Annotated in this window: 22 protein-coding genes and 2 tRNA genes; 19 read left to right on the top strand and 5 right to left on the bottom strand. The window is 62.2% G+C overall.

Annotated features, from left to right (window positions below; all coding sequences use genetic code 11):
* Window positions 1-82: 82 nt before the first annotated feature.
* From APH28_RS07865 to phhA, 4 genes are all read right to left on the bottom strand, one after another.
* Window positions 83-1,270, bottom strand: a complete 1,188-nt coding sequence (locus APH28_RS07865) for an MFS transporter (protein ID WP_060508390.1) — start codon at window positions 1,268-1,270, stop codon at window positions 83-85.
* Window positions 1,271-1,367: 97 nt separating this feature from the next.
* Window positions 1,368-1,496 (bottom strand): hypothetical protein, encoded by a 129-nt coding sequence (locus tag APH28_RS29105; protein WP_256208154.1) that lies wholly within the window; start codon window positions 1,494-1,496, stop codon window positions 1,368-1,370.
* A 201-nt stretch (window positions 1,497-1,697) separates the two neighbouring features.
* Entirely contained in the window at window positions 1,698-2,054 is a 357-nt protein-coding gene (locus APH28_RS07860; RefSeq protein WP_060508389.1) for a 4a-hydroxytetrahydrobiopterin dehydratase, read from the bottom strand.
* Between the two features lie 38 nt (window positions 2,055-2,092).
* Entirely contained in the window at window positions 2,093-2,881 is a 789-nt protein-coding gene (gene phhA / locus APH28_RS07855; protein ID WP_060508388.1) for a phenylalanine 4-monooxygenase, read from the bottom strand.
* A gap of 257 nt (window positions 2,882-3,138) precedes the next feature.
* On the opposite strand from phhA, the gene APH28_RS07850 reads away from it, so the two are divergent.
* On the top strand, window positions 3,139-4,698 hold the full coding sequence (locus APH28_RS07850) for a sigma-54-dependent transcriptional regulator (RefSeq protein ID WP_060508387.1): 1,560 nt from the start codon (window positions 3,139-3,141) through the stop codon (window positions 4,696-4,698).
* Between the two features lie 98 nt (window positions 4,699-4,796).
* Here APH28_RS07850 and APH28_RS07845 read toward each other — a convergent pair whose 3' ends face one another.
* Window positions 4,797-5,051, bottom strand: coding sequence for a DUF2790 domain-containing protein (locus APH28_RS07845; protein ID WP_027921085.1), 255 nt, complete (start codon window positions 5,049-5,051; stop codon window positions 4,797-4,799).
* 420 nt (window positions 5,052-5,471) lie between these two features.
* On the opposite strand from APH28_RS07845, the gene acs reads away from it, so the two are divergent.
* The 18 genes from acs (at window position 5,472) to APH28_RS07755 (ending at window position 24,983) form a co-directional block, all read left to right on the top strand.
* Window positions 5,472-7,433, top strand: a complete 1,962-nt coding sequence (gene acs, locus APH28_RS07840; protein ID WP_060508386.1) for an acetate--CoA ligase — start codon at window positions 5,472-5,474, stop codon at window positions 7,431-7,433.
* A gap of 490 nt (window positions 7,434-7,923) precedes the next feature.
* Window positions 7,924-8,709 (top strand): ABC transporter substrate-binding protein, encoded by a 786-nt coding sequence (locus tag APH28_RS07835; RefSeq protein ID WP_060508385.1) that lies wholly within the window; start codon window positions 7,924-7,926, stop codon window positions 8,707-8,709.
* 91 nt (window positions 8,710-8,800) lie between these two features.
* Entirely contained in the window at window positions 8,801-9,490 is a 690-nt protein-coding gene (locus tag APH28_RS07830; protein ID WP_027921088.1) for an ABC transporter permease, read from the top strand.
* Window positions 9,487-10,185 carry an ABC transporter permease gene (locus tag APH28_RS07825; protein ID WP_060508384.1) on the top strand — a complete coding sequence of 233 codons (699 nt, stop codon included), beginning with the start codon at window positions 9,487-9,489 and terminating at the stop codon, window positions 10,183-10,185. The genes APH28_RS07830 and APH28_RS07825 overlap by 4 nt, the downstream gene beginning before the upstream one ends.
* 22 nt (window positions 10,186-10,207) lie before the next feature.
* Entirely contained in the window at window positions 10,208-10,972 is a 765-nt protein-coding gene (locus APH28_RS07820; protein ID WP_060508383.1) for an ABC transporter ATP-binding protein, read from the top strand.
* A 101-nt stretch (window positions 10,973-11,073) separates the two neighbouring features.
* Window positions 11,074-12,054, top strand: coding sequence for a transcriptional regulator ArgR (gene argR / locus APH28_RS07815; protein ID WP_060508414.1), 981 nt, complete (start codon window positions 11,074-11,076; stop codon window positions 12,052-12,054).
* Window positions 12,055-12,395: 341 nt separating this feature from the next.
* On the top strand, window positions 12,396-13,616 hold the full coding sequence (locus APH28_RS07810; RefSeq protein ID WP_060508382.1) for an aspartate aminotransferase family protein: 1,221 nt from the start codon (window positions 12,396-12,398) through the stop codon (window positions 13,614-13,616).
* Window positions 13,617-13,754: 138 nt separating this feature from the next.
* Window positions 13,755-14,774, top strand: a complete 1,020-nt coding sequence (aruF, locus tag APH28_RS07805) for an arginine/ornithine succinyltransferase subunit alpha (RefSeq protein ID WP_060508381.1) — start codon at window positions 13,755-13,757, stop codon at window positions 14,772-14,774.
* A gap of 66 nt (window positions 14,775-14,840) precedes the next feature.
* A complete protein-coding gene (astA, locus tag APH28_RS07800; protein ID WP_060508380.1) occupies window positions 14,841-15,869 on the top strand; it encodes an arginine N-succinyltransferase in 1,029 nt (342 codons plus the stop codon).
* Window position 15,870: 1 nt separating this feature from the next.
* The gene (gene astD / locus APH28_RS07795) at window positions 15,871-17,334 is read left to right on the top strand and encodes a succinylglutamate-semialdehyde dehydrogenase (RefSeq protein WP_060508379.1); all 1,464 of its coding nucleotides are present in this window, start codon (window positions 15,871-15,873) and stop codon (window positions 17,332-17,334) included.
* A gap of 23 nt (window positions 17,335-17,357) precedes the next feature.
* Entirely contained in the window at window positions 17,358-18,707 is a 1,350-nt protein-coding gene (astB, locus tag APH28_RS07790; protein ID WP_060508378.1) for an N-succinylarginine dihydrolase, read from the top strand.
* A gap of 14 nt (window positions 18,708-18,721) precedes the next feature.
* The gene (locus tag APH28_RS07785; protein WP_027921097.1) at window positions 18,722-19,012 is read left to right on the top strand and encodes a hypothetical protein; all 291 of its coding nucleotides are present in this window, start codon (window positions 18,722-18,724) and stop codon (window positions 19,010-19,012) included.
* Window positions 19,013-19,022: 10 nt separating this feature from the next.
* Entirely contained in the window at window positions 19,023-20,030 is a 1,008-nt protein-coding gene (astE, locus tag APH28_RS07780; protein WP_060508377.1) for a succinylglutamate desuccinylase, read from the top strand.
* A gap of 306 nt (window positions 20,031-20,336) precedes the next feature.
* The gene (alaS, locus tag APH28_RS07775; protein ID WP_060508376.1) at window positions 20,337-22,961 is read left to right on the top strand and encodes an alanine--tRNA ligase; all 2,625 of its coding nucleotides are present in this window, start codon (window positions 20,337-20,339) and stop codon (window positions 22,959-22,961) included.
* 85 nt (window positions 22,962-23,046) lie between these two features.
* A complete protein-coding gene (locus APH28_RS07770; RefSeq protein WP_027921100.1) occupies window positions 23,047-24,282 on the top strand; it encodes an aspartate kinase in 1,236 nt (411 codons plus the stop codon).
* Between the two features lie 167 nt (window positions 24,283-24,449).
* Window positions 24,450-24,638, top strand: a complete 189-nt coding sequence (gene csrA, locus APH28_RS07765) for a carbon storage regulator CsrA (protein WP_003254503.1) — start codon at window positions 24,450-24,452, stop codon at window positions 24,636-24,638.
* Between the two features lie 72 nt (window positions 24,639-24,710).
* Window positions 24,711-24,801, top strand: a tRNA-Ser gene (locus tag APH28_RS07760).
* Window positions 24,802-24,906: 105 nt separating this feature from the next.
* Window positions 24,907-24,983: transfer RNA gene (locus APH28_RS07755), tRNA-Arg, on the top strand.
* Window positions 24,984-25,034 lie beyond the last annotated feature (51 nt).

The raw sequence follows: 25,034 nt of genomic DNA, 5'->3' as shown, positions 1-25,034 counted from the left end.
AGGGATTTTGTACGGCCAAGGGTGATGATACCCCTGTAGGAGCGGGCTTGCCCCGCGAAGAGGCCTTCACAGTCAGTGAAGCTCAGCTTTCCCGACGCGGGTGAGTCTGCCGGTACAGGTACAAGCTCAACACCAGCCCACAGCAAGCCGCCGCAGCCGCAAACAGAAACATCGACGCAAACCCGAACCCCGACGCCACCGCACCCACCAGCGGCCCGGTAATGCCCAGCGACAGATCGATGAACAGCGAATACGCCCCCACCGCCGCCCCGCGGTTGGCCGCCGACACCTGATTCACCGCTTCCACGCCCAGTGCCGGGAACACCAGCGAGAAGCCAAACCCGCTCAGCGCAGCGCCTGCCAGCGCCAGCTCGGCATTCGGCGCCAGCCACAGCATCAGCAGCCCCAGTGTTTCCACCGACAGGCAGACGATTGCCACCCTGAACCCGCCAATCCGGTTGATCAGGTTACCGAACAGCAGCCGCGCACAGATGAAGCTGGCACCGAACAGGCTCAGGGTCAGCGCCGCGTTGGCCCAGCCGCGGCTGGCGTAATACAGGGTGATGAAGGTGGCGATGGTGCCAAAACCGATCGACCCCAAGGCGAGTCCCGAGCCGTGGGGGAACACCTTGCCCAGCACTTGCATGAATGGCAGGCGCTTGCCGCTGACCACAGGCGCTGCGCGCTTCGGCCAGGCCAGCAGCAGGCCGAGGCCGCACAGCAGGAGGATGCTCACCCCCATGCTCCACAGCCCCAGGCTCTTGACCATCAGCACGCCCACCGGTGCACCGATGGCCAGCGCGCCATAGCTGGCGATGCCGTTCCAGGAAATGACCTTGGCCGTGTGCTCGGCACCGACCCGGCCAATACCCCAGCCGATCGAGCCGGAACCCACCAGGCTCTCGGCGCTGCCCAGCACCAGACGACCGACCAGCAGGCAGGCCAGGCTGACCCAAGGCAGCTGGGTTAGGAAGGCGCAGGCGAGCATGAATACACCGCTCAGGCCGCAACCGGCGAGGCCGATCATGACCGCTTTCTTGCTGCCGTGGTTGTCGATGATGCGGCTGGCGGTGGGGCGGCTGAGCAGGGTGGCGAGGTACTGCACGCTGATCACCAGGCCGGCGATCACGGCACTGAAACCGAGTTCGTTGTGCACATAGCCAGGCAACACAGCAAGGGGGATGCCGATGTTCAGGTAACCGATGAAGGTGAAGAGGACGATGGAAACGACTTGCAGGGTGACCGCAAGAGGGCGCGGTGAGTCAGGCATGGGGGTCTTCGTGGCAGAGGTTCGTGACGGTGTGAAAACGTGATGACGGGGTAGCCCGCAGGTCAGCCGTTTTCACACAGTCGGAGGGGTGCGCAGTTTATTCCTGGTCAGCGCTGGATTGATCGTCACCATCCTGATCGACGGCAGGCGTCGGTTCGGCATGGACGGTAACGGTTGGCTCTTCTGGGTTCAGGCTTGGGAAGGGAAGATTCGGGATTTCATGCATCTCGTCGTTCCTCGCAAGTGTGAGTGAAAAGTCTGCGCCAGGCGCGTTCGAAGCTTCGCAAAGCTGGGGGCAGGATACACAAGTCTGGATGACAGTTTGTAACTTTTCCCGGTCGCTTGTCGGTTTTGCGGGCGGATACCGGACAAATTTCAGGTAAAAAACAGGCAAAAAAACAGGGCCTTGAGGCCCTGTTTCTGGTGCTTACTTACGACCTTCAGCCGTCTCGGCGACCTTGTCGGTGCGCGCGCACATGATGAAGTCATTGCGGTGCAGGCCCTTGATCGAGTGGCTCCACCAGGTCACGGTGACCTTGCCCCATTCGGTCATCAGGCCAGGGTGGTGGCCTTCGGCTTCGGCGATCTCGCCCACGGCATTGGTGAATGCCAGGGCCTGCTTGAAGTTCTTGAACAGGAACACGCGCTCCAGTTCCATGTGGCCGTCGCGGACTTCGATGTTCCAGTCCGGGATCTCGCGGATCAGTTCCGCCAGTTCCTCGTCGGTGACCTTGGGTGCGTCAGCGCGGCAGGCTTCGCAGTGGGCTTGGTTCAAGGCATTCATGGTGTGTTTTCCGCTTCGAGTTGTTATCGGCAAGGCGCTCAGGCGGCGACCTTGGGTGGAAATTTGGGTGCGTGCAGCCCCAGCTGCTGGGCTTGCTGGACCATGGCCATGATGTCTTCATGGGCCAGGTCGAACAGGCGCTTCATGTTCGGCAGCACGAAGTACAGCGGCTGCAGGATGTCGATACGGTACGGCGTGCGCATGCACTCGATCGGGTCGAAGGCCTGGTGCTCAGGTTCGCCAGACAGACTGTAGACGGTCTCCTTCGGCGAGGAGAGGATGCCGCCGCCATAGATCTTGCGACCCTGGGCGGTTTCCATCAGGCCGAACTCGATGGTCATCCAGTACAGGCGCGCCAGGTACACGCGTTGTTCCTTGGTCGCCGCCAGGCCTAGCTTGCCGTAGGTGTGGGTGAATTCGGCGAAGAACGGGTTGGTCAGCAGCGGGCAGTGGCCGAAGATCTCGTGGAAGATGTCCGGTTCCTGCAGGTAGTCCAGCTCTTCCGGGGTGCGGATGAAGGTGGCCACCGGGAAGCGCTTGCTCGCCAGCAGTTCGAAGAAGGTCTGGAAGGGGATCAGTGCCGGTACCCGGGCAACTTGCCAGCCGGTGGTGGCGCCCAGCACCTTGTTGACTTCGCCCAGCTGCGGAATGCGGTCATGGGGCAGCTTGAGCTGGTCGATGCCGTCCAGGTACTCCTGGCACGCACGGCCTTCGATGACTTTCAGCTGGCGCGTGATCAGGGTGTTCCATACCGCATGCTCTTGCTGCGGGTAATCGATAAAACCGTGCGCATCGGGCTCGCGTGCCACGTATTGCGTCTGTTTCATGTGGCTCTCCTGGTGAGGGCTTTTCTTGTTATGTCCACGACATGGCTTAGGAATATCCCTACAGCGGTTTATTTGCACGGGGGCAGGCCCTGCTGGCGGGGGGCCGTTTGACCTGTCTTGCGTAACGATAATTTTACAAAATGCGCGGCATGCCGGAAAATCCGGCTCATCAAGCTGCCCCTTGTAGCGTTTTTGTCAGCTTATCTTTACGACTTTTCTGTGCGAGGTTGAAAAACTTCGCCGCTTAGAGAGCATCCATGCGTATCAAAGTGCACTGCCAGAACCGCATCGGCATCCTTCGCGACATTCTCAACCTGCTGGTGGAGTACGGCATCAACGTGCTGCGCGGTGAGGTGGGAGGTGACCATGGCAACGCCATCTACCTGCACTGCCCGAACTTGATCAATCTGCAGTTCCAGGCATTGCGGCCCAAGTTCGAGTCGATTGCCGGCGTATTCGGGGTCAAGCGCGTCGGCCTGATGCCCAGCGAGCGCCGGCACATGGAGCTCAATGCGTTGCTCGGTGCGCTGGATTTCCCGGTGCTGTCGATCGACATGGGCGGCAGCATCGTCGCCGCCAACCGCACTGCAGCGCAGTTGCTCGGGGTGCGGGTCGACGAAGTGCCCGGGATGCCACTGGCGCGCTATGTCGAGGATTTCGATCTGCCGGAGCTGGTGCGGGCCAACAAGTCACGCATCAACGGCCTGCGCGTCAAGGTCAAGGGCGATGTGTTCCTGGCCGATATCGCGCCGCTGCAATCCGAGCACGACGACAGCGAGGCCCTGGCCGGTGCCGTGCTGACTCTGCACCGCGCTGACCGCATCGGTGAGCGCATCTATAACGTGCGCAAGCAGGAGTTGCGCGGCTTCGACAGCATCTTCCAGAGTTCGCGGGTGATGGCGGCGGTGGTGCGCGAGGCACGGCGCATGGCGCCGCTGGATGCACCCCTGCTGATCGAAGGCGAGACGGGCACCGGCAAGGAGCTGCTGGCCCGCGCCTGCCACCTGGCCAGCCCGCGTGGCCAGTCGCCCTTGATGGCCCTCAATTGTGCCGGCCTGCCAGAGTCGATGGCCGAAACCGAGCTGTTCGGGTATGGCCCGGGGGCATTCGAAGGGGCGCGTGCCGAGGGCAAGCTGGGGCTGCTGGAGCTGACGGCGGGCGGTACCTTGTTCCTGGATGGGGTAGGTGAGATGAGCCCGCGCCTGCAGGTGAAGTTGCTGCGCTTCCTGCAGGACGGTTGCTTCCGCCGCGTCGGCAGTGATGAAGAGGTGTATCTGGATGTGCGGGTGATCTGCGCCACCCAGGTCGACCTGTCCGAGCTGTGCGCCCGTGGCGAGTTCCGCCAGGATCTGTATCACCGGCTCAACGTGCTGTCGCTGCACATTCCGCCGCTGCGCGAGTGTATGGACGGGCTGGAAGGCCTGGTGCAGCACTTCCTCGACCAGGCCAGCCGGCAGATTGGCTGCGCCATGCCGCGCCTGGCGCCAGCGGCCATGGACAAGCTCAGCCAGTATCACTGGCCGGGTAATGTGCGGCAGCTGGAGAACGTGTTGTTCCAGGCGGTTTCGTTATGCGAAGGCGGGGTGGTGAAAAGCGAGCATATCCGTCTGCCGGACTATGGCGTGCGCCAGCCGTTGGGCGAGTTTTCGCTGGACGGGGATCTTGCGCAGATTGTCGGACGCTTTGAAAAGGCGGTACTGGAAAGTTTGATGGGCGAGTTTCCAAGTAGCCGGGCATTGGGTAAACGCCTGGGCGTTTCCCATACGACGATTGCCAACAAGTTGCGGGATTATTCCCTTGGCAAGTCAGCGGATTAATAGCGGTTATTTAATGGCCCGTTAACGTTGATGGCGGTTCGAAAGTTGTGAGCGGGCAAGAACGCGAATGGGGCCCACAAGGGCCCCGATTCAAGGTATCAGCCGTTGGAGCAGCCGTTCCCCATCACGCGATATTCGAGAATGTGCTTCTGGCCCTTGGAGTCCTCGTAGGTCATGCGGGCGGGCACGACTTCGCAGACGTTGGGCACTTCGCTCATGGAGATGACGCGGGCAATGTCCAGGTGCTGCGAGTAACTGTACTGTTCAACCGGAATCTGCTCGACATTGTTTGCTTCGCCGGCCATCGCCGCGCCGCAAAGACTGCCAAGTACCAATACCAGTAAAGCTTTCATTTTCATTTTACCTGTCTAAGGTCGTGAGGGGGCACGCGGCACTTGTGGCGCCGCGAGTACTGCCAAAGTTCAACTATCGGGATTAGAGGGGGATTAACCGATTGCCTTCGTGGGGGCTGTTTCCATTAGTTAATCGCCTTGCCGTTGCTGGCGAGGTGAATCTTATGCCTGAGCAACTAAGGGAAACAGATGGCGTTTTGATAAAGTTTTTTTGCCTTTTTCCAAATTCTGTAACAATCCCCCTTCAGGGGTGATCGTATTTTTCCCTCGCCGGGCTGGCGGCGCCGGGCTAGAGCCTTCCGCACCGTTCACATGAAGATTTTCCCGTCACGCTACTACCATCGTCGTATGGTTTTTCCCGCTCTGGTACAGTTACAAACGATTCCATACAAAAACAACTATTACACCGAGGTAACACAGATGAGTGCGGCTCCACTGTATCCCGTTCGTCCCGAGGTTGCGGCCACTACCCTGACCGACGAGGCCACCTACAAGGCCATGTACCAGCAATCGGTGATCAACCCGGACGGCTTCTGGCGTGAGCAGGCCCAGCGTCTGGACTGGATCAAGCCGTTCACCAAGGTCAAGCAGACCTCGTTCGACGACCACCATGTCGACATCAAATGGTTTGCCGACGGCACTCTGAACGTTTCCTCCAACTGCCTGGACCGCCACCTCGAAGAGCGCGGCGATCAGCTGGCAATCATCTGGGAGGGCGACGACCCTTCCGAGCACCGCAACATCACTTACCGCGAGCTGCACGAGCAGGTCTGCAAGTTCGCCAACGCGCTGCGCGGCCAGGACGTGCACCGTGGCGATGTGGTGACCATCTACATGCCGATGATCCCCGAAGCTGTGGTGGCCATGCTGGCGTGCGCCCGCATCGGCGCGATCCACTCGGTGGTATTCGGTGGCTTCTCGCCGGAAGCACTGGCCGGTCGGATCATTGACTGCAAGTCCAAGGTCGTCATCACCGCTGACGAAGGCCTGCGTGGCGGCCGACGCACCCCGCTCAAGGGTAACGTCGACCTGGCGCTGACCAACCCGGAAACCAACAGCGTGCAGAAGATCATCGTGTGCAAGCGCACCGGTGGCGACATCGCCTGGCACCAGCACCGCGACATCTGGTACGAAGACCTGATGAAGGTTGCCTCCAGCCATTGCGCGCCGAAGGAAATGGGCGCTGAAGAGCCGCTGTTCATCCTTTATACCTCCGGCTCCACCGGCAAGCCCAAGGGCGTGCTGCACACCACCGGTGGCTACCTGGTGTACGCCGCACTGACCCATGAGCGCGTGTTCGACTACCGCCCGGGCGAAGTCTACTGGTGCACCGCCGACGTCGGCTGGGTCACCGGCCACAGCTACATCGTCTACGGTCCGCTGGCCAACGGCGCCACTACGCTGCTGTTCGAAGGCGTGCCGAACTACCCGGACATCACCCGCGTGTCCAAGATCGTTGACAAGCACAAGGTCAACATCCTCTACACCGCACCGACCGCCATCCGCGCCATGATGGCCGAAGGACAGGCTGCCGTTGCCGGCGCCGACGGCTCGAGCCTGCGCCTGCTGGGGTCAGTGGGCGAGCCGATCAACCCCGAGGCTTGGAACTGGTACTACAAGACCGTCGGCAAGGAGCGTTGCCCGATCGTCGACACCTGGTGGCAGACCGAGACCGGGGGCGTGCTGATCAGCCCGTTGCCGGGTGCCACGGCCCTCAAGCCAGGCTCGGCGACCCGGCCGTTCTTCGGCGTGGTGCCGGCGCTGGTCGACAACCTGGGCAACCTGATCGAGGGCGCCGCCGAAGGCAACCTGGTGATCCTCGATTCCTGGCCGGGGCAGTCGCGTTCGCTGTATGGCGACCACGACCGCTTTGTCGACACCTACTTCAAGACCTTCCGTGGCATGTACTTCACCGGTGACGGCGCCCGTCGTGACGAGGATGGCTACTACTGGATCACCGGTCGCGTTGACGACGTGCTCAACGTGTCCGGCCACCGCATGGGTACCGCCGAGATCGAAAGCGCCATGGTCGCCCACGCCAAGGTGGCGGAGGCCGCGGTGGTCGGCGTGCCGCACGACATCAAGGGCCAGGGCATCTACGTCTATGTCACCCTCAATGCCGGTATCGAGCCGAGTGAACAGCTGCGCCTGGAGCTGAAGAACTGGGTGCGCAAGGAGATCGGCCCGATTGCCTCGCCGGATGTGATCCAGTGGGCGCCGGGGCTGCCCAAGACCCGTTCGGGCAAGATCATGCGGCGTATCCTGCGCAAGATCGCCACGGCCGAGTACGATGCCCTGGGTGACATCTCGACCCTGGCCGATCCAGGCGTGGTGCAACACCTGATCGATACCCACAAGGCGATGAGCCTGGCGTCGGCCTGATAATCCCGAGTCAAGGATGGTGCAAAACCCCGCCAGGGCAACCGGCGGGGTTTTTGCTTTACTGTTACCCGACAATCATCGGTAACTCTTCTGTCACCGATTTCGCACAGGATCGGGGCGCAAGGAAACATTTCTGATCGCTTGTGGTGCGATCGCGTGGGCATTTTCAGCAAGGTGAAACGCTGCACTTGCTGTACGGCAAGGCTTTGCCAATAATAGGCCCGGTAATTGCTTGGCTTACAGGTTATTTCTCTCGAGCTCTTGCATGATTTGCAAAAGCTGTCAACATCGCCCGCCGCGATTTCAAGCGCTTCTGTAAGTAGTTGTCGCTTTGAAGAAATATCGACTACCGGGCTGTCGTTAAAATGCCACTCACTCGCTCGTGGTCTGCGGCCTAGGTCGAACCCTGCGCGGCTCGCGTTGTACCCATTCGCATATCGGGCAGCTGTTACCCCTGCCTCGTATTGCCCCGTACCGATGGAGTTACCTGATGAAGAAGCTCGCACTGCTTGGCGCCCTGGCGCTTTCCGTGTTTTCCCTGGTATCGCAGGCCGATGAAAAACCGCTGAAGATCGGCATCGAGGCTGCCTACCCACCGTTCGCCTTCAAGCAGCCGGACGGCAGCATCGCCGGTTTCGACTACGACATCGGCAACGCCCTGTGTGAAGAGATGAAGGCCAAGTGCACCTGGGTCGAGCAAGAGTTCGACGGCCTGATCCCGGCGCTGAAAGTGCGCAAGATCGACGCCATCCTGTCGTCCATGTCGATCACCGATGATCGCAAGAAGTCGGTCGATTTCAGCAAGCGCTACTACCTGACCCCGGCGCGCCTGGTCATGAAGGAAGGCACCACCGTCAGCGAAAGCCTCGACGAGCTCAAGGGCAAGAAGATCGGCGTGCAGCGCGGCTCGATCCACGACCGCTTCGCCAAGGAAGTGCTGGCTCCGAAAGGCGCCACCGTGGTGCCGTACGGCACCCAGAACGAAATCTACCTGGACGTCGCGGCCGGCCGCCTGGACGGTACCGTGGCTGATGCCACGCTGCTCGAAGACGGCTTCCTGAAAACCGACGCCGGCAAGGGCTTCGCTTTCGTCGGCCCATCGTTCACCGACGTGAAGTACTTCGGTGACGGCGTCGGCATCGCCGTGCGCAAGGGCGACGACGCCAACCGCGAGCGCATCAACAAGGCCATCGACGCCATCCGCGCCAACGGCAAGTACAAAGAAATCGAGAAGAAGTACTTCAACTTCGACATCTACGGTCCAGACTCGAACTAAGACATCGAGTTTCACCTGTGCAATGGTGCAAACAGCAGAGGCTCTGAGGTTTGCACCATTTTTCATTCCCAAGCCCTGAGGAATCCGAATCATGTTGAAAGGCTATGGGGCAGTCATCCTCGACGGGGCGTGGCTGACGCTACAGCTCGCCCTGTCGTCGATGGCCCTGGCCATCGTCCTCGGCCTGATCGGCGTGGCGCTGCGTTTGTCGCCGGTGCGCTGGCTGGCCTGGCTGGGGGATCTGTATTCCACGGTGATCCGTGGCATCCCCGACCTGGTCCTGATCCTGCTGATTTTCTACGGCGGCCAGGACATCATCAACCGGGTGGCGCCGCTGCTCGGTTATGACGACTACATCGACCTGAACCCGCTGGTGGCCGGTATCGGTACGCTGGGCTTCATTTTTGGTGCATACCTGTCGGAAACCTTCCGTGGAGCGTTCCTCGGTATCCCCAAGGGCCAGGCCGAAGCAGGCGTGGCCTATGGCATGAGCGCGCGCCAGGTGTTCTTCCGCATCCAGGTGCCGCAGATGATCCGCCTGGCCATCCCTGGCTTTACCAACAACTGGCTGGTGCTGACCAAGGCCACGGCACTGATTTCGGTGGTCGGCCTGCAGGACATGATGTTCAAGGCCAAGCAGGCAGCCGATGCCACCCGCGAACCGTTCACCTTCTTCCTGGCGGTGGCCGCGCTGTACCTGGTGATCACCAGTATTTCGCTGCTGGCGCTGAAGTATCTCGAGCGCCGGTATTCGGTAGGCGTCAAGGTGGCTGAACTATGATCTTCGACTACAACGTCGTCTGGGAGGCCATGCCGCTGTACATTGGCGGCCTGCTGACCACCCTCAAGCTGCTGGCGCTGTCGCTGCTGTTCGGCCTGCTGGCGGCCATTCCGCTGGGCCTGATGCGCGTGTCCAAGCAACCGCTGGTGAACCTGAGTGCCTGGTTGTACACCTATGTGATCCGTGGCACGCCGATGCTGGTGCAGCTGTTCCTGATCTACTACGGCCTGGCCCAGTTCGAGGCGGTGCGCGAGAGTATCTTCTGGCCGTGGCTGTCCAGCGCCACCTTCTGCGCCTGCCTGGCTTTCGCCGTCAACACCAGCGCCTACACCGCAGAGATCATCGCCGGCAGCCTCAAGGCCACGCCCCATGGCGAGATCGAGGCGGCCAAGGCCATGGGCATGTCGCGCATGAAGATGTACCGCCGCATTCTGCTGCCGTCGGCCCTGCGCCGTGCGCTGCCGCAGTACAGCAACGAAGTGATCATGATGCTGCAGACCACCAGCCTGGCGTCGATCGTCACCCTGATCGACATCACTGGCGCCGCGCGCACGGTCAATGCCCAGTACTACCTGCCTTTCGAGGCCTATATCACGGCGGGCGTGTTTTACCTGTGCCTGACCTTCATCCTCGTGCGCCTGTTCAAGATGGCCGAACGCCGCTGGCTCGGCTACCTGGCGCCGCGCAAGCACTGAACGCTCTGTGAGAACCGACAGCATGTACAAACTCGAAGTCCAAGACCTGCACAAGCGCTACGGCAGCCATGAAGTGCTCAAGGGCGTGTCCCTGGCGGCCAAGGCAGGCGACGTGATCAGCATCATCGGCTCCAGCGGTTCGGGCAAGTCGACCTTCCTGCGCTGCATCAATCTGCTCGAGCAGCCGCACGCGGGCAAGATCCTGCTCAACAATGAAGCGCTCAAGCTGGTGCCTGGCAAGGACGGTGCGCTCAAGGCCTCCGACCCGCGCCAGTTGCAGCGCATGCGCTCGCGCCTGTCGATGGTGTTCCAGCATTTCAACCTGTGGTCGCACATGACTGCGCTGGAGAACATCATCGAAGCCCCGGTGCACGTGCTGGGCATGAACAAGAAAGAAGCGCTGGAGAAGGCTGAGCACTACCTGGCCAAGGTGGGTGTGGCGCATCGCAAGGACGCCTTCCCCGGGCACATGTCCGGCGGTGAGCAACAACGTGTGGCCATTGCCCGTGCGCTGGCCATGGAGCCAGAGGTCATGCTGTTCGACGAGCCGACCTCGGCGCTCGACCCTGAGCTGGTGGGTGATGTGCTCAAGGTCATGCAGGCGCTGGCCCAGGAAGGCCGCACCATGGTGGTGGTGACTCACGAGATGGGCTTTGCCCGCGAAGTGTCGAACCAGCTGGTGTTCCTGCACAAGGGCCTGGTCGAAGAAACCGGTTGCCCGCGTGAAGTGCTGGCCAACCCGCAATCGGAGCGGCTCAAGCAGTTTCTCTCCGGCAGCCTGAAGTAAAAGGCTGCACCTTTGCACCAGAATAGGGCATGCTGCGCAGCGAGCGCAGCCTGCCCTGGCGCCTCAGACTCGAACGATCCCAAGGTTTCGGACCGCACCCTATGACCACCCAGCGAATCGGTTTTCTCATCTGGCCAAGCACCAAGCCTTTGACCCTGGCGCTGGCGGAGGAAGTGTTGCAGGTGGCCCAGCGGGTGCATCCGGAAGTGGTCTACGAACTGGCCTTCCTCCAGGCGGAACCGGCCGAAGAGGGCGCCTGGCGCCTGCCGGGCGAGCCGTGGAATGGGCGAATGGAGGGTTTTCACAAACTGTTCCTGCTGGCCGATGATCTGCCCCAGGCGGTGGGTTCGGCGCTGTCGGCGGCGCTAAAGCAGCTGGCGCGCAGTGGCTGCATGATCGGTGGCCTGTCCGCGGGGGTGTACCCGTTGGCCATGCTCGGTCTGCTTGATGGTTATCGCGCTGCGGTGCATTGGCGCTGGCAGGACGACTTTGCCGAGCGTTTCCCCAAGGTGATCGCAACCAGCCACTTGTTCGACTGGGACCGTGACCGCCTCACCGCCTGTGGCGGCATGGCCGTGACCGACCTGCTGCTGGCGGTGCTGGCCCGCGATCACGGGGCCGAGCTGGCGGGGGCGGTGTCCGAGGAGCTGGTGGTAGAGCGCATTCGCGAAGGGGGCGAGCGCCAGCGCATTCCATTGCAGAACCGCCTTGGTTCGAGCCATCCGAAGCTGACCCAGGCTGTGCTGCTGATGGAAGCCAATATCGAAGAGCCGCTGACCACGGACGAGATTGCCCAGCACGTGTGCGTATCGCGCCGGCAGCTGGAGCGGATCTTCAAGCAGTACCTGAACCGCGTGCCGAGCCAGTATTACCTGGAGCTGCGGCTGAACAAGGCGCGGCAGATGCTGATGCAGACCAGCAAGTCGATCATCCAGATCGGCTTGTCCTGTGGCTTCTCCTCGGGGCCGCATTTCTCCAGCGCCTATCGCAACTTCTTCGGCGCCACGCCGCGGGAAGACCGCAACCAGCGGCGCAGCAGCAGCCCGTTCGAACTGAGCTCGGCGCCTGCCGAAAAAGGCTGATTCTACTACCTCCTGTACCGGCCTCTTCGCGGGCATGCCCGCTCCCACAGGTATTGCACAAGCTTCAAGCCCTGCACCGATCCTGTGGGAGCGGGCGTGCCCGCGAAGAGGCCGGTACAGGCTGCCTTCTTGTTAATGTGCACACCCGTTCACCCAGCCCCCTCTCTCCCGTACACTGCGCGATTGCGACAGTGTTTGTCGCATTGCCGAAAGCCTTGGTAAAACTGGGTTTTGCGCTGTAACAAGTTGTCGCTTGGCCGCAAGGACAGGCGCGGATCAGTCCTTACAATCCCCCCATCGCTCGCCACTTCCAGGCCAGCGTTCCTCTTCAGGAGACTCAGATGTCCGTTGAGCAAGCCCCGGTGCAACGTGCCGATTTCGACCAGGTCATGGTCCCCAACTATTCTCCGGCGGCCTTCATTCCTGTGCGAGGCGAGGGTTCCCGCGTCTGGGACCAGTCGGGCCGCGAGCTCATCGACTTTGCCGGCGGTATCGCGGTGAACGCCCTGGGCCATTGCCACCCGGCACTGGTCAAGGCCCTGACCGAGCAGGCCAACACCCTCTGGCACGTCTCCAACGTCTTCACCAACGAGCCGGCCCTGCGCCTGGCGCACAAGCTGGTCGACGCCACCTTTGCCGACCGTGCGTTCTTCTGCAACTCCGGCGCCGAGTCCAACGAGGCCGCCTTCAAGCTGGCCCGTCGCGTCGCCCACGACCGCTTCGGCCCTGAGAAGCACGAGATCATCGCTACCGTGAACAGCTTCCACGGTCGCACCTTGTTCACCGTCAGCGTTGGTGGTCAGCCGAAGTACTCCGACGGCTTCGGCCCGAAGATCACCGGCATCAGCCACGTGCCCTACAACGATCTGGAAGCGCTGAAGGCACAGATTTCCGACAAGACCTGCGCCGTGGTGATCGAACCGATCCAGGGCGAGAGCGGTGTGGTACCGGCCGACAAGGCCTACCTGGAAGGCGCACGCAAGCTGTGTGACGAGCACAATGCCCTGCTCATCTTCGACGAAGTGCAGACTGGCGTTGGCCGTACCGGTTCGCTGTATGCCTACCAGCATTACGGTGTGACCCCGGACATCCTGACCAGCGCCAAGAGCCTGGGCGGCGGGTTCCCGATCGGCGCCATGCTGACCACCACTGACATCGCCAAGCACCTGGCCGTCGGCACCCACGGCACCACCTACGGCGGTAACCCGCTGGGCTGCGCCGTCGCCTGCGCCGTGCTGGACGTGGTCAACACGCCGGAAACCCTGGCTGGTATCAAGGCCAAGCACGAGCGCTTCAAGTCCCGCCTGGAAAAGATCGGCCAGCAGTACGGCCTGTTCAGCCAGGTGCGTGGCGTCGGCCTGCTGATCGGCTGCGTGCTGACCGAAGCCTGGAAGGGCAAGGCCAAGGACGTGCTCAACGCCGCTGAAAAAGAAGGCGTGATGGTGTTGCAGGCCGGCCCTGACGTGGTCCGCTTCGCCCCAAGCCTGGTGGTCGAAGATGCCGACATCGACCAAGGGCTGGATCGCTTCGAGCGCGCTGTAGCGCAACTGACCAAGGGCTGATCGGCCCGCAGTCCTTTCACCGGTCCGCATGCCTTGAGGCGCCGGGCCGGTGAAACCCGAATTCCAGTGCGGGTGCCGCTGCGCCCGCCGTTTTTCCGTGCCGTCCTGAATGGCCCGTTTTTCCAAAGGAGTGACACCATGCTGGTGATGCGCCCCGCGCAAATGGCTGATCTGAACGAAGTGCAGCGCATGGCTGCCGACAGCCCCGTTGGTGTCACCTCGCTGCCGGACGATGCCGCCCGCCTGGGCGACAAGATTGCCGCGTCGGAAACCTCTTTTGCCGCTGAGGTCAGCTTCAACGGTGAGGAGAGCTACTTCTTCGTGCTCGAAGACAGCGAAACCGGCCAGCTCGCCGGCTGCTCGGCCATTGTCGCCTCGGCTGGCTACTCCGAGCCGTTCTACAGCTTCCGTAACGAGACCTTCGTGCACGCCTCGCGCGAGCTGAAGATCCATAACAAGATCCATGTCCTGTCGCTGTGCCACGACCTCACCGGCAACAGCCTGCTGACCAGCTTCTATGTGTTGCCGGAGCTGGTGAACAGTGGCTGGGCCGAGCTCAACTCCCGTGGCCGCCTGCTGTTCATGGCCTCGCACCCGGAGCGCTTCGCCGATTCGGTAGTCACCGAAATCGTCGGCTACAGCGACGAGCAGGGTGAATCGCCGTTCTGGGATGCCATCGGTCGCAACTTCTTCGACCTCAACTACGCCCACGCCGAGCGTCTGTGCGGCCTGAAGAGCCGCACCTTCCTCGCTGAGCTGATGCCGCACTACCCGATCTACGTGCCGCTGTTGCCCGATGAGGCCCAGGAAGCCATGGGTCAGGTGCATCCGCGGGCGCAGATCACCTTCGACATCCTCATGCGCGAAGGCTTCGAGACCGAGCATTACATCGACATCTTCGACGGCGGGCCGACCCTGCATGCGCGTGCCTCGGGCATCCGCTCGATCGCCCAGAGCCGCGTGGTGCCGGTCAAGGTGGACGACACCCCGGTCAAAGGCGGGCGCCCGTACCTGGTGTGCAACGGCCAATTGCAGGACTACCGCGCAGTGCTGCTGGAGCTGGACTGGGTGCCGGGCAAGCCGGTCAGCCTGAGCAGCCAGGCGGCCGAGGCTCTGGGTGTAGGCGAAGGTGCCAGCGTGCGCCTGGTTGCTGCCTGAGCGTCGGCGCACCCGCCGGAACGTTGAGTTTCGCGGCAGGCACTGGCCGCCGCACAAGGAGATAGCATGATCGTTCGTCCTGTACGCAGCAGCGATTTACCCGCGCTGATCGAATTGGCCCGCAGCACCGGCACCACCGGGCTGACGACCCTGCCAGCCAACGAAGAGCGCCTCGGTCACCGTGTCGGCTGGGCCGAGAAGAGCTTCCGTGGCGAAGCCGAGCGTGGCGACACCGATTACCTGTTCGTGCTGGAAAACGACGAAGGCCTGGTGGTCGGCATCAGCGCTATCGCTGGGGCCGTTGGCCTGCGTGAGCCCTGGTACAACTACCGGGTCGGCCTGACGGTCAGCGCCTCCCAAGAGCTGAAGATCTACCGCGAAATCCCTACGCTGTTCCTGGCCAACGACCTGACCGGCAACTCCGAGCTGTGCTCGTTGTTCCTGCGCAGCGACTACCGTTCCGGGGTCAACGGCCGCCTGCTGTCGCGAGCGCGCATGCTGTTCATTGCCGAGTTCCCCGAACTGTTCGGCAACAAGATCATCGCTGAAATGCGCGGCATGTCCGACGAGCAAGGCCGTTCGCCATTCTGGGAAAGCCTGGGCCGGCATTTCTTCAAGATGGAGTTCAGTCAGGCCGACTACCTCACCGGCGTGGGCAATAAGTCGTTCATCGCCGAGCTGATGCCCAAGTTCCCGCTGTACACCTGCTTCCTGTCCGAAGCCGCGCGCAACGTCATCGGCCGCGTGCACACCGACACGGAGCCTGCGCTGGCGATGCTGAAGCAGGAGGGCTTCAGCTATCAGGGCTATGTCGACATCTTCGACGCCGGCCCGGCCATCGAATGCGAAACCTCGAAGATCCGCGCCGTGCGCGAGAGCGAGACCTTGGTGCTGGCCGTGGGCACACCAGGTGATGACGCCACCCCTTACATCATCCACAACCGCAAGCGCGACGACTGCCGCATTACCGCCGCACCTGCGCGCCTGGCCGCCGGTACCCTGGTGGTCGACCCGCAGACCGCCAAGCGCCTGCGCATGGGCGCCGGCGACAACGTGCGCGCCGTGCCGCTGTCGGCAAGCCGGGAGGCCCAGTAAAATGACCACGCATTACATCGCAGGCAACTGGCAGGCTGGCCAGGGCGAAGCCCTGCAGTCGCTCAATCCGGTAACCCAAGCCGTTGTCTGGCAAGGGCAGGGTGCCGACGCCGGTCAGGTTGATTCAGCCATCAAGGCGGCCCGCCAGGCATTCCCGGCCTGGGCGCAACTGAGCCTGGAAGCGCGTATCGACGTGCTGGAAAAATTCGCCGAGCAACTCAAGCAACATGCCGAGGCGCTGGCCCACTGCATCGGTGAGGAAACCGGCAAGCCGCTGTGGGAGTCGGCCACGGAAGTGACCAGCATGGTCAACAAGGTGGCGATCTCGGTGCAGAGCTACCGCGAGCGTACCGGCGAGAAAAGCGGCCCGCTGGCCGATGCCACGGCGGTGCTGCGGCACAAGCCCCATGGTGTGGTGGCGGTGTTCGGCCCGTACAACTTCCCCGGCCATTTACCCAATGGCCATATCGTCCCGGCGCTGTTGGCGGGCAACTGCGTGGTGTTCAAGCCCAGCGAGCTGACCCCCAAGGTCGCCGAACTGACGGTCAATTGCTGGGTCGCCGCCGGCCTGCCGGCCGGTGTGCTGAACCTGGTGCAGGGCGCCCGTGAAACCGGCGTGGCGCTGGCTGCCAACCCGGGGATCGACGGCCTGTTCTTCACCGGTTCCAGCCGCACTGGCAACCTGCTGCACCAACAGTTCGCCGGTCGCCCGGACAAGATCCTCGCCCTGGAAATGGGCGGCAACAACCCGCTGGTGGTCGATGAGGTCAAGGACCTCGATGCTGCCGTGTACACCATCATCCAGTCGGCGTTCATTTCTGCCGGCCAGCGCTGCACCTGTGCGCGTCGTCTCCTGGTGCCGCAAGGTGCATGGGGCGATGCGCTGGTCGCGCGGTTGGTCGAGGTGTGCCAGAGCATCACCGTCGGCGCCTTCGATCAACAGCCGGCACCGTTCATGGGCTCGGTGATCTCGCTGCAAGCAGCGCAGGCACTGATCGCCGCCCAGGCCGAACTGTTGGCCAAAGGTGCCGTGAAGCTGCTGGAAATGAGGCAGCCTCAGGCCGACGCCGCGCTGCTGACGCCCGGCATTCTCGACGTCACTGCCGTGGCCGAGCGCCCGGACGAAGAGTTCTTTGGTCCGCTGCTGCAGGTAATCCGCTACGCCGACTTCGATGCCGCCATCGACGAGGCCAACAACACCCAGTACGGCCTGGCCGCCGGCCTGTTGTCCGATTCCCGTGCCCGCTACCAGTACTTCTGGCTGCGCAGCCGCGCTGGCATCGTTAACTGGAACAAGCAGCTGACCGGCGCCGCCAGCAGTGCGCCGTTCGGTGGCGTGGGCAACAGTGGCAACCACCGCGCCAGTGCCTATTACGCAGCCGACTACTGCGCTTATCCCGTGGCTTCGCTGGAGACCGCCAGCCTTGCCTTGCCGGCGACCCTGACGCCGGGCGTTACCCTATAACAACAGGTCACGGAGCCTAGCCGATGAAATCCTATGAAGTGAATTTTGATGGCCTGGTGGGGCCTACCCACAACTACGGCGGCCTGTCCTACGGTAACGTGGCTTCGCAGAGCAACAGCCAGCAAGGGTCCAACCCACGAGAAGCGGCGCGCCAGGGCCTGGCCAAGATGAAGGCGCTGGCCGACATGGGCTTCAAGCAGGGCGTACTGGCGCCGCAGGAGCGCCCTGATGTGGCTGCCTTGCGCCGCCTGGGCTTCAGCGGCAGCGATGCCGAGGTGATCCAGCGTGCCGCCAAGGAGGCCATGCCACTACTGGTCGCCAGTTGCTCGGCCTCAAGCATGTGGGTGGCCAACGCCGCCACCGTCAGCCCGAGTGCCGACACCGCCGATGGCCGCGTGCATTTCACCGCCGCCAACCTCAACTGCAAGTACCACCGCAGCATTGAGCACCCGACCACCAGCCGCGTGCTGGCGGCGATGTTCAACAACGAGAAACACTTTGCCCACCACGAGGCACTTCCAGCCGTGGCACAGTTCGGCGACGAGGGCGCAGCCAACCACACACGCTTCTGCCGCGAATACGGTGAGGCCGGGGTGGAGTTCTTCGTCTATGGCCGCAGCGCGTTCGACAGCCGCTACCCCGCACCGCAGAAGTACCCGGCGCGGCAGACCCTGGAGGCCTCCCAGGCCGTGGCCAGGCTGCACGGCCTGAGCGATGACGGTGTGGTCTACGCTCAACAGAACCCGGCGGTGATCGACCAGGGGGTGTTCCACAACGATGTGATTTCGGTCGGTAATGGTGAAGTGCTGTTCTACCACGAGGACGCTTTCCTCGAGACTGACGCGGTGCTTGGCCAACTGCAGGCTAAACTGGCCAGCAAGGGCGGCAACTTCCAGGCTATCCGTGTGCCTCGCGCGGCGGTAGCGGTAGAGGATGCAGTGCGTTCCTACCTGTTCAACAGCCAGCTGCTCAGCCGCGACGATGGTTCGATGCTGCTGGTGGTGCCGGAAGAGTGCCGCAACAACGAGCGGGTCTGGGCCTACCTGGGCCAGCTGACCGCCCAGGGTGGCGCGGTGAAGGAGGTCAAGGTGTTCGACCTCAAGCAGAGCATGCAGAACGGCGGTGGCCCGGCTTGTCTGCGTTTGCGCGTGGCATTGAAGGAATCGGAACTGGCGGCGGTCAATCAAGGCGTTATCATGACCGCCCCGCTGTACGACACCCTGGTGCAGTGGGTCGACAAGCATTACCGCGATCGCCTTGGCGAAGCCGACCTTGCCGACCCGCAGCTGTTGCTGGAGTGCCGTACCGCACTGGATGAATTGACCCAGATCCTGAAGTTGGGCTCGGTGTACCCGTTCCAACGCCAACCTTGAAGAGAGAATTTGCAATGACCGACGCCCTGCGCCTGATCCTCGAAGATGTAGACGGCACCCAGCTGGAAACCTCCTGCACCCGTTTTGCCATCGTCTGGCAAGGCAAGGAAGTGTGGGTTCAGCAGGACGGCCGTGGCCAGCTGCTGATCGGCGTGGATGTCGAGGAAGGCGATGCTGAATACGCCAACCTGCTGCTGCGCCCGATGGCCACCAATCTGGTCAGCCTGCAGCTGGAAATGGAGCCGGCAGAAGTCGGCGAAGATGACGATCACGTTCATGGCCCCGACTGCGGCCACCACCACTAAGGAAGCGCCTATGCTCGCCCTTGGCAAATTGCTCGAGCTGACCCTGACCGATCACGAGCCGGCCGAGAAGACTCAAGTGACACCCAAGGGCGCGCGGTTGCGCTGGCTGGGGGAGGGCGCACTGGAAGTGCGGCCGCCCGAAAACGAAGATTGTGGGCAGGACCTGCTGCTGTCGGCCGGTATTCACGGCAACGAGACGGCGCCGATCGAATTGCTCGAACGGCTGCTGCATGGTGTGGCCAACGGCAAGATCAAGCCGCGTGCGCGCATTCTGTTCCTGTTTGGCAACCCGGTAGCGATCCGCAAGGGTGAGCGTTTCGTCGAGCAGGATATCAACCGGCTGTTCAACGGCCGTCACGAACTCACCAGTGGCTTCGAGGCGCTGCGTGCGGCTGAGCTGGAGCAGTTCGCCCGGGTGTTCTTCAGCAAGCCAGAGCGCACTCGCCTGCATTACGACCTGCATACCGCCATCCGCGGTTCGAAAATCGAGCAGTTCGCCCTGTACCCCTATAAAGAGGGGCGCCAGCATTCTCGCCGCGAACTGGCCCGCCTGGCGGCAGCCGGTATGGAGGCGGTGCTGCTGCAGAGCAAGTCGTCGATCACCTTCAGTGCCTTCACCTACGAACAGTTGGGTGCCGAGGCATTTACGCTGGAGCTGGGCAAGGCGCGGCCGTTCGGGCAGAACGAGCAGGTCAACCTGGACAAGCTCGAAGAGCGCCTGATCCACATCATCGAAGGTACCGAGCCCGAGATCGACGACTCGCTGGACGGCTTGAAGCTGTTCAGCGTCGCCCGCGAGATCATCAAGCACAGTGACAGCTTCCACCTGCACCTGCCGGCGGACATCGAAAACTTCTCCGAGCTGAGCAAGGGTTACCTGCTGGCCGAGGACCTGGCCGAAATGCGCTGGGTGGTCGAGGAGGAGGGCGCGCGGATCATTTTCCCCAATCCCAGGGTCAAGAATGGCCTGCGCGCCGGCATCCTGATCGTGCCTGATTCGGGCCAGCGCCTGGGCTGAAACCGCAGCCGCCGCTGAAAGCGGCGGCTGTTTTTCGGATCCGATCCCGGATGAAAACCTTTTAATTCACCGCCTGTTCCATTTTCCCTTCCCTTGGGCGGTAATTGGCTTGCCAGTGGCGAAAGGCTGCAATTAGCATCCGCTCATGTCATTTTCGTTTGCAAGCGCCTTAAAAGCCGTCCAATCGACGCTTTCTATCGCATAAACACACTGCACCTTGCTTGCAGGACCGATATAATGCGGCCCTTTGCCGTCGTTTCGTCGACGTGTTTGCCCCCAAGGGCCGCCGTTTCCGTGGAAGAACCTATGAAAAGCGCAGAAATCCGTGAAGCCTTCCTTCGCTTCTTCGAAGAGCAGGGCCATACCCGAGTCGCCTCCAGTTCGCTGATCCCGAACAACGACCCGACCCTGCTGTTCACCAACGCAGGCATGAACCAGTTCAAGGACTGCTTCCTCGGTGCCGAGAAGCGCGCGTACACCCGCGCTGTCAGCAGCCAGAAGTGCGTGCGTGCCGGTGGCAAGCACAACGACCTGGAAAACGTCGGCTATACCGCGCGCCACCACACCTTCTTCGAAATGCTGGGCAACTTCAGCTTCGGCGACTACTTCAAGCGCGACGCGATCACCTTCGCCTGGACCTTCCTGACGTCCGACAAGTGGCTGAACCTGCCCAAGGAAAAGCTCTGGGTCACCGTCTACGCGTCTGACGACGAAGCCTACGACATCTGGACCAAGGAAGTCGGCGTGCCGGCCGAGCGCATGGTGCGCATCGGCGACAACAAAGGCGCCCCGTACGCCTCCGACAATTTCTGGACCATGGGCGACACCGGCCCCTGCGGCCCGTGCACCGAGATCTTCTACGATCACGGCGCCGACATCTGGGGCGGCCCACCCGGTTCGCCGGAAGAAGACGGCGACCGTTACATCGAGATCTGGAACAACGTCTTCATGCAGTTCAACCGCACCGCCGACGGCGTGCTGCACCCGCTGCCAGCGCCGTCGGTGGACACCGGCATGGGCCTGGAGCGCATCAGTGCGGTCATGCAGCACGTGCACTCGAACTACGAGATCGACCTGTTCCAGAACCTGCTGTCTGCTGCGGCCAAGGCCATCGGTTGCAGCAATGACGGCCAGGCTTCGCTGAAAGTGGTTGCCGACCACATCCGCTCCTGCGGCTTCCTGATTGCCGACGGCGTGCTGCCGTCCAACGAGGGTCGTGGCTACGTGCTGCGCCGCATCATCCGCCGCGCTTGCCGCCACGGTAACAAGCTGGGCGCCAAGGGCAGCTTCTTCTACCAGATCGTCGCCGCCCTGGCGGCCGAGATGGGCGAGGCCTTCCCAGAGCTGAAGAACCAGCAGGCGCACATCGAGCGCGTGCTCAAGGCTGAAGAAGAGCAGTTCGCCAAGACCCTGGAGCAAGGCCTGCGCATCCTCGAGCAGGACCTGGCCCAGCTGAAAGGCGACGTGGTGCCGGGCGACGTGGTGTTCAAACTGTACGACACCTACGGCTTCCCGATGGACCTGACCGCCGACATCGCCCGCGAGCGCGAGCTGACCATCGACGAAGCCGGCTTCGAGCGTGAAATGGAAGCTCAGCGTGAGCGTGCCCGTTCCGCCAGCAGCTTCGGCATGGACTACAACAGCCTGGTCAAGGTCGACAGCGCCACCGAGTTCCTCGGTTATGACGCCACCGAAGGCCAGGGCAAGATCATCGCCCTGTACAAGGACGGCCAGTCCGTCGACCAGCTGGGTGAAGGCGAGCAGGGCGTGGTGGTCCTCGACCGCACCCCGTTCTACGCCGAATCCGGTGGCCAGGTCGGTGACAGTGGCTTCCTGCAGGCCGGCGCTGCGCGCTTCGACGTGCGCGACACCACGAAGACCGGCGGTGCCTTCCTGCACCACGGCGTAGTCGCCAGCGGTCCGCTGGTCATCGGCTCGCCCGTCGAGGCCAAGGTCGATGCCGACGTGCAGCACGCCACCTCGCTGAACCACTCGGCCACTCACCTGCTGCACGAAGCACTGCGTCAGGTACTGGGCGAGCACGTACAGCAGAAGGGCTCGCTGGTCGACAGTCAGCGCCTGCGTTTCGACTTCAGCCACTTCGAAGCGGTGAAACCGGAGCAGATCAAGGCCCTCGAAGACATCGTCAACCGTGAAGTGCGCAAGAACACTCCGGTTGAAACCGAGCTGACCGATATCGAAACCGCCAAGGCCAAGGGCGCCATGGCCCTGTTTGGCGAGAAGTACGGTGATACCGTGCGCGTGCTGAGCATGGGCGGCGATTTCTCCGTCGAACTGTGTGGCGGTATCCACGCCAAGCGCACCGGCGATATCAGCCTGTTCAAGATCATCAGCGAAGGCGGCGTGGCCTCGGGCGTGCGCCGTATCGAAGCGGTGACCGGTGCCGCTGCACTGGCCTACCTGAACGCTGCCGAAGAGCAGGTCAAGGAAGCCGCGCAGCTGGTCAAGGGCAACCGTGACAACCTGATCGACAAGCTGTCGGCTGTGCTCGAGCGCAACCGCCAGCTGGAAAAGCAGCTCGAGCAGCTGCAGGCCAAGGCCGCCAGCGCCGCCGGGGACGATCTCTCCAATGCGGCCGTTGAGGTCAAGGGAGCCAAGGTGCTTGCCGCCCGCCTGGATGGGCAGGATGGCAAGGCCCTGCTGGCCCTGGTCGATCAGCTGAAGAACAAGCTCGGCCACGCAGTGATCCTGCTGGGCAGCGAGCATGAGGGCAAGGTCGTGCTGGTGGCCGGCGTGACCAAGGACCTCTCCAGCCAACTCAAGGCTGGTGACCTGATGAAACAAGCCGCTGCGGTAGTGGGCGGCAAGGGCGGTGGCCGTCCGGACATGGCTCAGGGTGGTGGCGTCGACGTCGCTGCACTGGACCAGGCCCTGGCGCTGGCCGTGCCGTTCGCAGAGCAGGGACTTTGAGATGAAGGGGCCGGCGGTCTAGTCGCCGGCTCCTTCATGTTGGATGGTTTTTTTGAGGCCCGGTACGGGCTGAGGCACCATTGAAATGGCGTTGATCGTACAGAAATTTGGCGGCACCTCTGTCGGTTCCATCGAACGGATCGAGCAGGTAGCCGAAAAGGTCAAGAAACACCGTGAAGCGGGCGACGACCTGGTGGTTGTGCTCTCGGCCATGAGCGGTGAAACCAATCGCCTGATCGATCTGGCCAAGCAGATCACCGATCAACCGGTTCCGCGTGAACTGGATGTGATCGTGTCGACCGGTGAGCAGGTCACCATTGCCCTGCTGACCATGGCCTTGATCAAGCGCGGTGTGCCAGCGGTGTCCTATACGGGCAACCAGGTGCGCATCCTCACCGACAGCGCGCACAACAAGGCGCGCATCCTGCAGATCGACGACCAGAAGATCCGTGCCGACCTCAAGGAAGGTCGCGTGGTTGTGGTAGCCGGTTTCCAGGGTGTCGACGAGCACGGCAGCATCACCACCCTCGGCCGTGGTGGCTCCGACACCACCGGCGTGGCCCTGGCGGCTGCGCTGAAGGCTGACGAGTGCCAGATCTACACCGACGTCGATGGCGTCTACACCACCGACCCGCGCGTTGTGCCACAGGCCCGCCGCCTGGAGAAGATCACCTTTGAAGAGATGCTGGAAATGGCCAGCCTCGGTTCCAAGGTGCTGCAGATCCGCTCGGTGGAGTTCGCCGGCAAGTACAACGTTCCGCTGCGCGTGCTGCACAGCTTCAAGGAGGGTCCAGGTACCCTCATTACCATTGATGAAGAGGAATCCATGGAACAGCCGATCATTTCCGGTATCGCCTTCAACCGTGATGAGGCCAAGCTGACCATTCGCGGCGTGCCGGACACCCCGGGCGTTGCTTTCAAGATCCTCGGCCCGATCAGCGCTTCGAACATCGAAGTGGACATGATCGTGCAGAACGTTTCGCACGATAACACCACCGACTTCACCTTCACCGTACACCGCAACGAGTACGAGAAGGCCTACAGCGTGCTGGAAAACACCGCGCGTGAAATCGGTGCCCGTGAAGTGATCGGCGACACCAAGATCGCCAAGGTATCGATCGTCGGTGTTGGCATGCGCTCCCACGCGGGCGTTGCCAGCCGCATGTTCGAAGCCCTGGCCAAGGAGAGCATCAATATCCAGATGATCTCCACCTCCGAGATCAAGGTCTCGGTCGTTATCGAAGAGAAGTACCTGGAGCTTGCCGTACGCGCGCTGCACACCGCGTTCGAACTCGACGCTCCGGCCCGACAGGGCGAGTAAGGCGTTGCCCGGAGGGCGCGGCTTAGCCGCGCCCTTCGCGTTTCTGGTCGCCACGCAGGCCCTGGCCTGCCAGCGGGGCGATCATCCAGGTCCTGTGCCGTCGTCCACGGCAAGGCCCTGACATCCCAAGACTGTTATCCCTGAATGTTTGGTGTAAGGAGAAAGCTATGTTGATTCTGACTCGTCGGTGCGCCGAGAGCCTGATCATTGGAGACGGCGAGATCACCGTGACGGTGCTCGGCGTGAAAGGCAACCAGGTGCGTATTGGCGTCAGCGCCCCTAAGGAAGTGGCCGTTCACCGCGAAGAAATCTACCTGCGGATCAAGAAAGAGAAGGACGAAGAGCCAAGCCTTTAATTTTTTTGAAGTTTTTTTCAAAAAAAGGGTTGCAAACGAGGAAGAGCCTGTTTAATATTCGCCTCGTGTTGCGGTGAGGTGGCCGAGTGGCCGAAGGCGCTCCCCTGCTAAGGGAGTATACCTCATAAGGGTATCGGGGGTTCGAATCCCCCCTTCACCGCCATTATTTGCGTAGGGCGCTGTAAGCAGTAAGAACGCTAAGTCGTTGAAGTTAAACGAAAAAGTTCTTGCAAAAATGTTTCAGCGAACTATCATGCGCGGCAAGACTGGACTCATAGCTCAGCTGGATAGAGTACTCGGCTACGAACCGAGCGGTCGCAGGTTCGAATCCTGCTGAGTCCACCATTTTTGAAGTGGCTTTGATTGCAAGGCTGCTTCAAGCCAACCAGTGGTAAC

Source organism: Pseudomonas sp. NBRC 111124 (genome assembly GCF_001320245.1).
Lineage (GTDB): Bacteria > Pseudomonadota > Gammaproteobacteria > Pseudomonadales > Pseudomonadaceae > Aquipseudomonas.
Note: the sequence above shows the minus strand (reverse complement) of the source record. Positions and strands in the feature narration are given on the sequence as shown.